The following is an 11856-nucleotide window of genomic DNA, read 5'->3' as shown; positions in this document are numbered from 1 at the left end:
GCTGTATGTACATGACCAAACAACAACGGAAATGGAGCATGGTCATGAACAGCTTCGAACGCGACAAGGAAGCAATCCATGGCGGCGATACCATCAATGTGATGCGTCGTCGTAAGGCTGAGATCGCTGCCCTGGAAACAAAACTGGGTAGAGAAAAGAATGGCTTCCGCGCCTCCATTATTGCTCACGAGCTGGAGGCGCGCCGTACCGAATACGCCCAGCTCGATAACCTGATCTAAACCCCGCACGCGCCTGAGCCTTCCAGCTTGGGCGCTGTGCTCTGACCACGCCTCTGCTTGTTGGGGTGTTTCTTATACCCACCGGAGGGAAGTGACCCACATGCGGACACTCACCAACTACACGCCCACGAAGTTTATGGCCGCAGGCTCCACGTATGACAAGCGGAAAGCCGACTATGCGGTTGCGTTTATTCAAGCCTTGAAGCATACGAAAGGCCGCTGGTCGGGTAAGGCGTTTAAGCTTCTTGATTGGCAAGAGCGGATCATTCGTGACTTGTTTGGTACGGTCAAGGCTGATGGGTTTAGGCAGTTTACGACTGCGTATGTGGAGATCCCTAAAAAATGGGAAGAGCGAGCTAGCTGCGGCCATAGCTTTGCTCTTAACGTGTGCTGATGGTGAAGAGCGCGCCGAGGTTTATGGGTGCGCTGCTGATCGTCAGCAAGCCTCGATTGTGTTCGAGGTGGCCGCAGACATGGTTGCCATGTCACCAGCCCTATCCAAAAGAGTTAAGATCCTGCGCAGCCAGAAGCGTATCGTCTATAAGCCCACTAACAGCTTCTATCAGGTGCTCTCGGCTGAGGCGTATTCCAAGCATGGGTTCAATATTTCCGGTGTGGTTTTCGACGAGCTGCACACCCAACCGAACCGTGCCCTGTTTGATGTGATGACGAAAGGTTCTGGTGACGCCCGCACCCAGCCGTTGTACTTCCTGATCACCACGGCAGGTACCGATACGCATTCGATTTGTTTCGAGCAGCATGAGAAAGCCCAGGACATTCTTGCTGGCAAGAAGCATGACCCCACTTTCTATCCGGTGATTTACGGGGCAGACCTGGAGGATGACTGGACAGATGAGGACGTGTGGCATAAAGCTAACCCTTCTCTGGGGGGTGACTATCCCAGTGGAGAAAGTACAGGTCGCGTGCGAACAAGCCAGGCAGAACCCGGCTGAAGAAAACACTTTCCGGCAGCTGCGTCTCAACCAGTGGGTGAAACAGTCAGTTCGGTGGATGCCCATGCACATCTGGAACCAAAACTCAGCCCCAGTTGACTTATCTGATCTTGAGGGCAGGGTGTGTTACGGCGGTTTGGATCTTGCCTCCACCACGGATATTACGGCGTTCGTCCTCGTCTTCCCGCCTGAGACCGGTGACGAGAAGTACGTGATCGTGCCGTGGTTCTGGATACCCGAAGAGGGCCTCAAACTCAGAGTCAACCGTGATCACGTGCCTTACGACCTGTGGCATAGCCAAGGCTTTTTGCAGACACTGAGGGTAATGTTGTTCATTACGGGGTGATCGAAGCCTTCATTGAAGAACTGGGCACCAGGTTTGATATTCGGGAGATTGCCTTCGACCGGTGGGGTGCTATTCAAATGTCTCAAAACCTCGAAAGCTTGGGTTTCACGGTGGTGCCGTTCGGGCAAGGGTTTAAGGACATGAGCCCACCGTCGAAAGAGCTAATGAAGCTCGCACTTGAAGGCAGGTTGGCGCATGGTGGTCACCCAGTACTTGCCTGGATGGTGGATAACATTCACGTGCGTACCGACCCGGCAGGCAACATCAAACCCGACAAACAAAAGAGCACCGAGAAAATCGACGGCGTGGTCGCCACCATCATGGCACTTGACCGGGCTATCCGCTGTGGTCAAGGTTCATCGAACGGGAGTGTTTATGACACTAGGGGGATTCTCACAATTTGAATGTTCCTTACTGAAATCGAAGGTTACGGTTTGGTAAGTTAGGGTTGCCGCTAAGAGCAGCAAGCGTATTGCGTAAGAATTTCTTTCGCTGCGTTTTACAGCACGAACAGAAACTAGGAGATTAAATGAAAAAGCCTGTTCAAACTCTTGTTACTCTTGTGACCTCATTGTCTTTAGCGTTCTTGGGATCGGGCATTGCAAGTGCATCTGAAGACACGAACGATTTGGTTTTAAGCAAGACCGAGATTGCTAAAGCGATTTCTCAAGCCGAAGATTCGGCGAAATCCGTCATTATTGATTCTTCTACATCGCCTGCCGAGTCGATTGGAGAAATCCCTCTGGGTGCAGGGCAAGTCACTGTACCAACGAATCTGAATGAAGGGATTACTTTTACTTCGCCAGATCAAGAAGAAATTGTCATCACACTTTTGGAAAATAAGGAACGAGACAACACGATCGTAATGGATGATGGTGGCGTTACTTATGTCAGCGATGATGGATTCGCAGAGACTGTTATCGTTGGTGACGGAGCTGTTCAGATGTTGACTACAATTGCTGATGCAAATGCTCCGACGGAATACCGTTATGACATTGCTGTGCAGAATGGTCAAAAGCTTGAAATGGTTGATGGTACCCCTGCAGTTGTAGATGAGAACGGTTCCTTGGAACTCGTGGTTCAGGCGCCTTGGGCAGTAGATGCTCATGGTAATGCAGTGCCTACCCGCTATGAAATCGAAGGAAACGTGCTTACACAGGTTGTTGATCACCAAACTCTCTCGGCGGATGCATACCCTGTCGTAGCAGATCCTATCGTTGTTCCCGCCTGGTTGCTCCGTTGCTTAGTTGGGATGGGAATTAATTCTGCCAGTATCCTCCAATCAACACATATGGGCAGTTTTTGGGGAGTCTTTGGTAAAGCAGCTTGGTACTGCTTCCGTGGAAGGTGAGAGAAATGTTTTGGCGGCGTGACCCCGAACAGATCAGACGTGATCTCGACGATGTGAAGCAGCAGATATCCGAAAATCCACTTTCTGGTAGTGCAGTAGTTAAAGCCAGCGAAGTGATGGAACGACTTAAATCTGAAGGACGCGAGGAAGAAATTGATTCGCAGCTTGCAGAACAAGGGCTTCCCAATTCCGAGCATGTTGGAAAGCTAGTCCTGCAGAATTCTTTTACTCTTGCGCGATTGAACAAAAAGCGTAGAAAACTCGAAAAGAAGCTAGCTGCTCACAGTTAGTGCACTTCCGCAAAGCCCCTTGAAGAATTTTCAAGGGGCTTTTGTGTGCCCGAAATTGACAAAAGAATGCAGGTACCGAGATATGGGTTTTTTGAATTGGCTGCATGGAAGCACCACTCGCACCACTACCGATCAAGCGATCAGTTCTGGCTATAGTTTCTTTTTCGGGGCCACCTCGTCGGGACGTCCGGTGACGGAACGCTCGGCGATGCAGATGACTGCCGTGTACAGTTGCGTCCGTATTCTGGCTGAAGCTATTGCTGGTTTGCCGTTGCATGTTTACCGGCAAACTCCGGATGGGGCGAAGGTGAAAGCTCTTGATCATCAGTTGTATGGGTTGTTGCATGATGAGCCGAACCCGGAAATGACAAGTTTTATTTTCCGCGAAACTCTCATGACACATCTTCTTCTGTGGGGTAATGCTTTTGCCCAAGTGCTCCGTAACGGGCTGGACGAGGTTATCGGCTTGTATCCGCTCATGCCCAACCGCATGACCGTTGGTAGAGATGAGACAGGCAGGCTTTATTATGAGTATCAGCGTACGTGGGATGAACCTACCGGGCGCTTCGAAACGGTGCGGCTTTCCCCGCATGAGGTGTTGCATATACCCGGACTCGGGTTTGATGGGCTGGTTGGGTATTCCCCGATTGCGATGGCGAAAAACGCTATCGGCCTGGCTCAAGCGACCGAAGATTACGGGGCGAGCTTTTTTGCGAATGGTGCGGCTCCTGGTGGGGTGCTCGAGCATCCGGGCACGATCAAAGACCCAGCGCGCGTGCGCGAATCGTGGCAGTCCACTTTTGGTGGCGCGCGTAATGGGAATAAGATAGCGGTGCTTGAGGAGGGCATGAAATACACACCCATCAGTGTTAGCCCTGAGCAGGCGCAGTTTTTAGAGACGCGGAAGTTTCAGATGGGTGAGATCGCCCGTATTTTCCGTATCCCGCCCCATATGATCGGTGATCTTGATCGTTCTTCGTTTTCTAATATTGAGCAGCAGTCTTTGGAGTTTGTGAAGTATACGCTGGATCCGTGGGTGATCAGGTGGGAACAAGCCCTAACCAAAACACTATTGAACCCGCGTGAGAAACCACAGGTGTATGTGAAGTTTAATCTGGAAGGTTTGCTGCGTGGGGATTATCAGTCTCGTATGGAAGGGTATGCGGTTGCGCGTCAGAACGGGTGGATGAGCACTAATGATATTCGCGAGCTAGAAAACCTCGACCGTATCAGTCCAGAGGCGGGCGGTGACTTGTATTTGGTCAACGGCAACATGCTGTCCCTCGGCCTGGCTGGAGCCTACGCGGTAACTCAACCCACCGACGATGGTGAACCCCAGCAGCTTGGGGAGACGGGCTCACCGCCCTGAGCAACCATCTGAAGCCACGTCTGACGAGCGATTTTTGAGGAGGACACGAGTGTGAGACGTTTTTGGAACTGGCTCACACCCGAGCCACACAACGATAACCCGGACGCAGAAGCGAGCCGGGTTTTGCGTATTCACGGCACGATTGCTGAAGCAATCTTGTATGCCGATGACGGCTCGAGCGAGATCGTGAAAGAATTTAAATCTGACACACTCACCCTCGGTATTGACGATCTGGGTGGTGAAGCAGCAGCCGCACTCACGGGTGCGACCGTGGACTCCAACGGCGTCCTCATCTCCGCCTCAGAAGACGGCGGTGCTCCAGTAGCGATCGGCTTCCGCGCCGCACGAAGCAATGGCAAATATCAGTATTTTTGGCTTTATCGGGTCAAGTTCGCCCTCCCAACAGAAACCCTCGCCACCAAAGCCGACTCCATCACGTTCTCCACCCCGAGCATTGAAGGCACGATTCTACGCCATAACAAACCCGATAGTAAGGGGCGGCATCCATGGAAAGCTGAAGTGCTCGAGGGTGGCACGGGAGTGAAGCCCGAGACGATCACCGGCTGGTATGCGCAAGTCTACGAGCCCGCCAAAAACTAACAAGCAAGGAACATTAAGCGATGACCAGCATAAAGAAAAATTCTGTTGTTGAACCAGGGCGCTCCGCCACCGTCACCGTCGGTGGTGAGGACTACGAGCTCGTCCTGACCACGAAAGCCACACGTCTGATCGCTGAGCGCTACGGCGGGCTCGAACACCTGGGTAACGCCCTCGAAACCTCCGAAGATCTAGGCAAGACGCTCGATGAGGTGATGTGGCTGATCACGCTACTGACCAACCAATCAGTACTGATTCACAACCATCGCCACCCAAACGACAAGCGCCGAGAGCTGAGCGAGGACGACGTCGAGTTGCTCACCGTCCCTGCCGATTTGGCGGACTATCGGGGCGCGATCGCCGAAGCCCTCCAGCGAGGCACACGCCGAGACGTGCTCACAGAGCCAGCCCCAAAAGAACCAGCGGCGGACGAATAGTCGAAACCGACAATTCTGTGTTCACACGGCTGACCTATATCGGCATAGCCCACCTCCACATGTCACGCCTGGAGGTGGGTCTGACCGTGTTTGGTGAGCTGTTGGATCTCGTGGACTGCTGGCGGTTAGAAACCGGACGCGCCCAGCCGCTACGTCAATGGTTCATAGGCGACGTCATCCCACAGGGGATCTAAACGGGTCGATGCGACAGACTTCGATTAGTTAACAAATCGGAAACGATTTTCTCATGTTTATCTCGTGCAGATGTTTCAACCTTGTCCCAGTTGGATACGCTCTTCGCTATTTTCAAAAGGGTATTCAAGTCGCATTCGCCTTTATCGAGCTCCGCATGCAGGAGATCAGAGAGTGCCTTTGCTTCCTCTTGTAGCCCTAAAGCTTCAAGAATCCAAAGGTGCATCTCTGGACGCTGGATCTTTCCCCATGCGTTTTTGCTAAAAGAAGACTCTCAGTTCTCTTCAATGATCTTCTTGCCGATTCTTCTGGAATTCCGGATTTAACACGTTCTTTATAAAGCTTCTTCGCCCCTTCGACCTACACTGGTTTAGAAACAAAAAATCCAGCGCAATGCATCCGGGTGGTAAACCACCAGCGGCTGTCGTCTTTTTGAGGATAACGAGCTTCGAATATGTCTGATAAGGGTGTTGGAACGATTAGTTCGCCAAGAACTGCACCGAATTCTTCCGAGCTCATGTCCATAGCGTCCCCCTTCGCTTAGCAATTTGATCCCTTTTCATTATCCCTTCGAGGAGGTGACCTTGTCATGGCTGACTCTACTTTTGGTTTGAGGATTGGTTTGGAGGGTGAGCGGGAGTTTAAGCGCGCGATCACGGATATTAACCGTGAGATGCGTGTGCTCGGCAGTGAGATGAAGCTTGTGGCGTCCTCGTTTGATAAGAATGACAAGTCCGCCGAAGCTCTCACCGCCCGTAACCAAGTGCTGGGCAAAGAAATCGAAGCTCAGAAAGCCAAGATCGAGACCCTGCGTGCCGCACTCGAAAACAGCGCTTCCTCGTTTGGGGAGAACGATTTCAATTTGAAAGAGGCGAAGCATCATGACGAAAACGATTACCGCGATCTCCACCACCCGACCCATCGGCTCGGCTAGCATTCCGGGGCGCAAAAAGCGCCGCCGCGTAGCGGCCTACGCGCGCGTGTCGACTGACAAGGAAGAACAAGCCTCCTCCTATGAAGCGCAAATCAACTACTACACCTCGCACATTAAATCTCGCGAGGACTGGACGTTTGCGGGCATGTACTGCGACGAAGATATTTCTGGCACCTCCATGAAACGCGGGAGGGATTCCAGACCATGATCGCTGACGACCGTGCGTGAGCTCAAGGACGCTGGGGTAGAGGTGTACTTCGAGAAAGAAAACATCTACACCTTCGACTCCAAAGGTGAACTCCTGATCACCATCATGTCAAGCTTGGCACAGGAAGAATCACGATCCATCTCCGAAAACGTCACCTGGGGACACCGACGCCGATTCGCGCAAGGCAAAGCCCCTCATCCCCTATAAGTCGCTGCTTGGCTACACCAAGAACGCTGACGGAGCGCTCGTCATTGTTGAGAACGAAGCCGCCGTCGTGCGCTGTATTTATGCCGACTTCCTGGCACTCATCCAAAAACCTTCGCCGTGGACTTCCTGACGAAGAAAACGAAGAAGAACGAGGGCGAAATCCCGCAATACTACGTCACCGGCACCACGAACCGATCATCGACCCAGGCCTATGGGATCGCGTCCAAAACGAACTACGGCAACGATCCGGCCGCTACGTCTCACGCACTCACCCCTTCACCAAAATGATCTACTGCGCCGACTGCGGGGGAGTCTTTGGCTGTAAGACCTGGCACTCAGGCACCAAATACGAACGCCGCATCTGGTGCTGTAACAACAAATACGGACACGGTAAAACCCCATGCGCCACACCACACGTCACCGATACCGACGTCGAGCAAGTCTTCGTCGAAGCTCTCGCTGAGCGCGTCAAGTCAAACACCGGTGCCCGCAACGCGCTCGAAATCCTTGAAGTAACAGTTTTTGACACGAGTGAGCTGGAAGCCCAACGCGACCGTGCTGCTCAGAGGTTGAGGAAATCACAGTCTTAATCGACCAGATGGTTCTCACCGCAGCACAGACCACGATCGACCCAGACGAGTACGACCAGAAATACGCCGAGCTTGAAGCCCGCTACAACAGGGCAGTTGCTAAACAAGAAGGTCTCGACCAAGCCATCACCGACCGGCACGCACGCCTCGAACAAGCCCGCACAATCTGCAACTTCCTCGACACTAACCCGCCACTCGAATACTCCGACGACGCCTGGGCGCTACTCGTCGAGCACGCCGTGGTCGACACGGAAGGCACCGTCAGCGTCAGGTTTAAAGATGAGGCCACAGATGCGCATGGGCCGGAGGCTGGCGGTCAGTTTTGATAGACTTCCAAAGTCAGGATCGTGTTAAGACATCAGATATTGAGGAGTTTGTCGTTCCGATGACCATGTGATTTCCACTCAGCCTTGGCTGAGACGTATCAGAAGTTTCTACGTCCCGGAGATCAGTATGTTTTCAATTAACCTTGACACTATTTCTTTTTCCTACGGTTCTCACCGTGTATTGGATCATGTAAGCCTGCATGTTGGCGATGGTGAACGAGCGGTACTCATCGGACCAAATGGTTGTGGTAAGACAACTCTGCTCAAGATCATTAGGGGAGACCTCCAACCAGATTCAGGAAGGGTTGTTTCTTGCGTAGCAAATCACCTCGTGCCAGATCCTGATGGTTTTGAAGGCCAAGTAGCGAAGTACTTTGATGTCGCCCTGGGCCCGCTCAACGACTTGTCGGCGCGCTTTAACCAGATCACCGCTTCCCTTGCCAACGGTGGTAAGGCACAGGAATCGGAATATGACCGGGTACTAGCGGAAATGACCGCACACGATGTATGGTCCCTCGATGCCCGAGCCGCTGAAGTGCTAGCTGGTTTAGGACTGGCTGGAATTGGCATGTCGTCGGAACGTGACATGTCATCATTGTCTCCTGGCCAGCGCGCGCGTTTACGGTTGGCAGCGCTGTTACTCTTACACCCCGACGTTCTGATTCTTGATGAGCCAACCAACCATCTCGATATCGCGGCAATCGACTTCTTATCCAACACAATCAAGAACTGGGCAGGGCCAGTGCTCCTAGCCAGTCACGATCGAGCCTTTATCGACAACGTCGCGACCGTCATTTATGACATGGACGTCACCGTGTGGCGCGAACTTGCGAAGGCACAAGGTGACACGAGCGTCCAGGGTTTACACCGTAACGCCGGAAACTACTCGGACTACCTGAATGCAAAGGAGACAGCGCGAAGCAAACACCATCAAATTCACGCTGAACAACAAACCCAGAAGCGTCACTTGCGAGAGCATCGTCAAGAGAGCATGAAGATCGCACGTGGTGGGGTCCGGCTCGAAACCGCTTCAGGGAAAGCAAAAAAATTCTACTCCGATCGAGCTGCATCAACGTCAGTTAAGCGAACACGCAATGACGATATGCGACTAGAGCGGCTCGATGAGCGCGAAGTAAGAAAACCTCGCTACTACGAATTGGAGTTCCCACACCGGCAAAGCCCCTTGACTACCGGAATCGCAGTGTCAGCACGACAAGCTGGCGTGGCGCATCGACTTACACCACTAGACCTCGATCTTTCAGCAGGGGAGCACCTGTTAGTCACAGGAGCGAACGGTTCAGGAAAGACCACGCTTTTGAACTGGATTGCCACCGGCAAACCACCATCAGGCGCAACCGTAAGCGGGTTCTTGTCCCGAGATAGCTCCATCGGTCACGTGCCTCAGCGTCTGCCTGTAGAAGAGGATCCCGGATTCGGTAGTGACATCTGGCGACATGGAATTGGAGAGATTGGCAAAGGAATCTTGCACCCATCGACGTGGTCTAGTCCCATCGCGGAGCTGTCTGCTGGAAACCAGCGCCGAGCACAGATTGCTATCGCATTAACCAACAACCCTGCACTTCTGATCATTGATGAGCCGACCAACTACCTCGACCTCGATACTATGCAAGCGCTAGAAGATACTCTACAAACATGGGAAGGAACGCTCATTATCGCGAGTCACGATCGATGGCTGATCGAACACTGGCATGGACGCAGACTTCAACTGACGCACAGTAAATAGCTTGATGAATGCTGAAAGCCCTGGTCAGGAAGTGGGTGCATGCGACCTGAAATCTGCACCCACCCAGCCAGATTTTGCACCCACCTGGGCTTTGTAGCCAAAGTTGAGTACAGACAACTATTTGTGGAGCAGGCGCAGGAGAGGCTGTGTGAGCGGGTTTTGGGTGCTTCGTCGTGACCGCGAATGGTGGTCTAGGGGAGTGCCAAGATGAGCTCGCCGTCGCCACCATCATGACCCTCGACCGAGCCACCCGAACGGCAACGCACAAGCGTTGGGCAGTGTCTACGATACGAGAAGACTACTCATACTATAAAAAGAATTTTCTCTTGACAACATAATGTGAGATATATCTACACTGTAGATAACCGTATTTAGTCAACAAAGTTGTTGCGCAAATACTGTTTTACCTGCAGTAAGAGATCGACACTTACTGCGGAACAGAGGTTGCTGACATGGTGCCGACAACGTGACAAATAAGGAGGAAAAATGAAAATCCACAATATGATCATTGGAGCCTCTGTAAGTTTGGCACTCGGATTATCAGGTACCGGTGTAGCTGCTGCTAACGTGAGTGAGGGGAACGGTAGAGGTGCTTCGATACCAACAGTCTCGACATCGATTAACCTAAACTCGATTTCACCTTCGCTGAGTGACGCAGAACTTGACCGTCTTATTCAGGCATTAGATAGAGTTCCAGAAAACTTAAGGAATGCAAACCCGAGGACAACGCCGAATTATGAAGCCGAACTTTCTCGAGCACTAAACGGAATACGTGTTAGAGGGATAGCTACGCGAGCATCGTGGTGGCAGTGCGGTACTGAGGTAGCAAGTGTAATTGTTCAATACGGTCTTCCTGTGGGCAAAATACTCAAATGGTTGAAGGAAGCGCGGAAAATTTGGGGTGGTGTAAGCGGCATTTGGAGAGCCATTAAAAGCGGAGCAGCTTTTGCTGAGATTGGCGAGGAAGGTGTCCAAGCTCTCGAGATGATCCTCGGATTCGATGGGGTGATTTCCGCTTGCTTCGGGTGAGAATGGAGAAGTGATATGAGTACGACTTGGAAGCCCATCTCGTTTTCTTACGCCTGGTGGGGGCACATAATCACCGGTTTTATTATTGGTATATGTGTTTTTATAGCCTCTAACATTGTTTTTTGGCTGATACCCCACAAGGCGACTGTGCATCTATTGATAATTATTGTCGGAGTAAGTGTGGTTGTTTGCGAAACACTATCGACCATATTTGATCAGTATTACGCAAGAAAAAAGAAACATAATTCTCCAGGTGGTTGGCGCCCCATCTTTGTGAAGCTTCTTCTTTTAGCAATTACTTATTTCGCCTCGTCGTACGTGCTACTTAACTCCCTGTTGTCAGCAGGAATCATGGTAGCGCTCGCAATAGCCGTGGAGCTGGTTTCTGTTACCTTACTGAGGTCTTGGGAACCAGGAATGAACGATGAAGAAGTACGTGAAGCATGGCGAAATACCGCAGAGGCCGCTAAACGGGTGATAACGGAAGACTGAGAAGTGGACGTTATAACAAAAAGGTAGAGGAATTGAACCTTGATTGATGGGAAGCAGCAACGGACGTATGTAGCATAGGAGATTAAATGCGTGTAACTAACATAGTGGGCTGGTTGCTCTGCGTCGTGGGTATCGTTCTTCTGTGGCTGGACATTCCTCACGCTGAATTCCTGTGCTTGGTCGGGTTTCTAGTGGCTCTTGCTGGGGTGGTCTACTCGAAAGCAACGTCGAAGAACAATGGTTCTTTCCGATAGATAGCTTCGCTGCCTAGACCAGCTATACAAATTTAGTTTCATACCTGGTGGGCATCTGTCTTATGACAGGTGCCCACCTTCATGTCTGTGTTTCTAGGAGGTGTGAATCGTGGGTTTTCTGAATTGGCTGCGCGGGGATACTATCCGTATCTCTGACGATCACGGGCTGCAGCTACGTCGGATTTGAAGATGACACCGGATTTCAGTATTACGTGATAGATGCCAGCGAACTGGGTGTTGTTCTAGGATTGTGTCGCTTCCCAGTCCCCAAGAGTTTGTCCAGTGGGTGTGGCCCATT

General features: G+C 51.8%; 12 protein-coding genes and 3 pseudogenes. All 15 read left to right on the top strand.

Annotation, left to right across the window (positions count from 1 at the left end; translation table 11 throughout):
* Positions 1 to 44: 44 nt before the first annotated feature.
* The 15 genes and pseudogenes from ACTOVJ_RS01250 (at position 45) to ACTOVJ_RS01180 (ending at position 11558) form a co-directional block, all read left to right on the top strand.
* The gene (locus ACTOVJ_RS01250) at positions 45 to 239 is read left to right on the top strand and encodes a hypothetical protein (RefSeq protein ID WP_449503970.1); all 195 of its coding nucleotides are present in this window, start codon (positions 45 to 47) and stop codon (positions 237 to 239) included.
* A 100-nt stretch (positions 240 to 339) separates the two neighbouring features.
* A pseudogene (locus ACTOVJ_RS01245) lies at positions 340 to 1942 on the top strand (terminase large subunit).
* Positions 1943 to 2067: 125 nt separating this feature from the next.
* Entirely contained in the window at positions 2068 to 2889 is an 822-nt protein-coding gene (locus tag ACTOVJ_RS01240) for a hypothetical protein (RefSeq protein WP_449503971.1), read from the top strand.
* A gap of 5 nt (positions 2890 to 2894) precedes the next feature.
* Entirely contained in the window at positions 2895 to 3179 is a 285-nt protein-coding gene (locus ACTOVJ_RS01235; RefSeq protein WP_449503972.1) for a hypothetical protein, read from the top strand.
* Between the two features lie 82 nt (positions 3180 to 3261).
* Positions 3262 to 4548: a phage portal protein gene (locus ACTOVJ_RS01230; protein ID WP_449503973.1), complete on the top strand. Its 1287-nt coding sequence runs from the start codon at positions 3262 to 3264 to the stop codon at positions 4546 to 4548.
* Between the two features lie 51 nt (positions 4549 to 4599).
* Entirely contained in the window at positions 4600 to 5148 is a 549-nt protein-coding gene (locus ACTOVJ_RS01225; protein WP_449503974.1) for a major tail protein, read from the top strand.
* A 20-nt stretch (positions 5149 to 5168) separates the two neighbouring features.
* The gene (locus ACTOVJ_RS01220) at positions 5169 to 5582 is read left to right on the top strand and encodes a hypothetical protein (RefSeq protein ID WP_449503975.1); all 414 of its coding nucleotides are present in this window, start codon (positions 5169 to 5171) and stop codon (positions 5580 to 5582) included.
* Positions 5583 to 6363: 781 nt separating this feature from the next.
* A pseudogene (locus tag ACTOVJ_RS01215) lies at positions 6364 to 6642 on the top strand (phage tail protein); the annotation flags it as partial.
* 13 nt (positions 6643 to 6655) lie between these two features.
* Positions 6656 to 7123, top strand: a pseudogene (locus ACTOVJ_RS01210) (recombinase family protein).
* Between the two features lie 80 nt (positions 7124 to 7203).
* A complete protein-coding gene (locus ACTOVJ_RS01205) occupies positions 7204 to 7713 on the top strand; it encodes a recombinase zinc beta ribbon domain-containing protein (protein WP_449503976.1) in 510 nt (169 codons plus the stop codon).
* An 8-nt stretch (positions 7714 to 7721) separates the two neighbouring features.
* Entirely contained in the window at positions 7722 to 8039 is a 318-nt protein-coding gene (locus ACTOVJ_RS01200) for a hypothetical protein (protein ID WP_449503977.1), read from the top strand.
* Positions 8040 to 8166: 127 nt separating this feature from the next.
* A complete protein-coding gene (locus ACTOVJ_RS01195) occupies positions 8167 to 9783 on the top strand; it encodes an ABC-F family ATP-binding cassette domain-containing protein (protein ID WP_449503978.1) in 1617 nt (538 codons plus the stop codon).
* Positions 9784 to 10269: 486 nt separating this feature from the next.
* Positions 10270 to 10812, top strand: a complete 543-nt coding sequence (locus ACTOVJ_RS01190; protein WP_449503621.1) for a hypothetical protein — start codon at positions 10270 to 10272, stop codon at positions 10810 to 10812.
* 15 nt (positions 10813 to 10827) lie between these two features.
* Positions 10828 to 11304: a hypothetical protein gene (locus ACTOVJ_RS01185; protein ID WP_449503979.1), complete on the top strand. Its 477-nt coding sequence runs from the start codon at positions 10828 to 10830 to the stop codon at positions 11302 to 11304.
* Between the two features lie 86 nt (positions 11305 to 11390).
* Positions 11391 to 11558: a hypothetical protein gene (locus ACTOVJ_RS01180; RefSeq protein ID WP_449503981.1), complete on the top strand. Its 168-nt coding sequence runs from the start codon at positions 11391 to 11393 to the stop codon at positions 11556 to 11558.
* The last annotated feature ends 298 nt before the right edge of the window (positions 11559 to 11856 follow it).

The sequence above is a fragment of the Arcanobacterium sp. (ex Cirak et al. 2026) genome, assembly GCF_053585065.1.
The sequence above is the reverse complement of the archived record's forward strand: the minus strand, read 5'-3'. Positions and strand labels throughout refer to the sequence as shown.

Bases quoted from the DNA above. Each gene is read 5' to 3' on its own strand.
- ACTOVJ_RS01235 (WP_449503972.1), top strand. From the start codon at position 2,895: ATGTTTTGGCGGCGTGACCCCGAACAGATCAGACGTGATCTCGACGAT.
- ACTOVJ_RS01190 (WP_449503621.1), top strand. From the start codon at position 10,270: ATGAAAATCCACAATATGATCATTGGAGCCTCTGTAAGTTTGGCACTC.
- ACTOVJ_RS01250 (WP_449503970.1), top strand. From the start codon at position 45: ATGAACAGCTTCGAACGCGACAAGGAAGCAATCCATGGCGGCGATACC.
- ACTOVJ_RS01220 (WP_449503975.1), top strand. From the start codon at position 5,169: ATGACCAGCATAAAGAAAAATTCTGTTGTTGAACCAGGGCGCTCCGCC.
- ACTOVJ_RS01230 (WP_449503973.1), top strand. From the start codon at position 3,262: ATGGGTTTTTTGAATTGGCTGCATGGAAGCACCACTCGCACCACTACC.
- ACTOVJ_RS01180 (WP_449503981.1), top strand. From the start codon at position 11,391: ATGCGTGTAACTAACATAGTGGGCTGGTTGCTCTGCGTCGTGGGTATC.
- ACTOVJ_RS01185 (WP_449503979.1), top strand. From the start codon at position 10,828: ATGAGTACGACTTGGAAGCCCATCTCGTTTTCTTACGCCTGGTGGGGG.
- ACTOVJ_RS01205 (WP_449503976.1), top strand. From the start codon at position 7,204: ATGCCGACTTCCTGGCACTCATCCAAAAACCTTCGCCGTGGACTTCCT.
- ACTOVJ_RS01240 (WP_449503971.1), top strand. From the start codon at position 2,068: ATGAAAAAGCCTGTTCAAACTCTTGTTACTCTTGTGACCTCATTGTCT.
- ACTOVJ_RS01200 (WP_449503977.1), top strand. From the start codon at position 7,722: ATGGTTCTCACCGCAGCACAGACCACGATCGACCCAGACGAGTACGAC.
- ACTOVJ_RS01195 (WP_449503978.1), top strand. From the start codon at position 8,167: ATGTTTTCAATTAACCTTGACACTATTTCTTTTTCCTACGGTTCTCAC.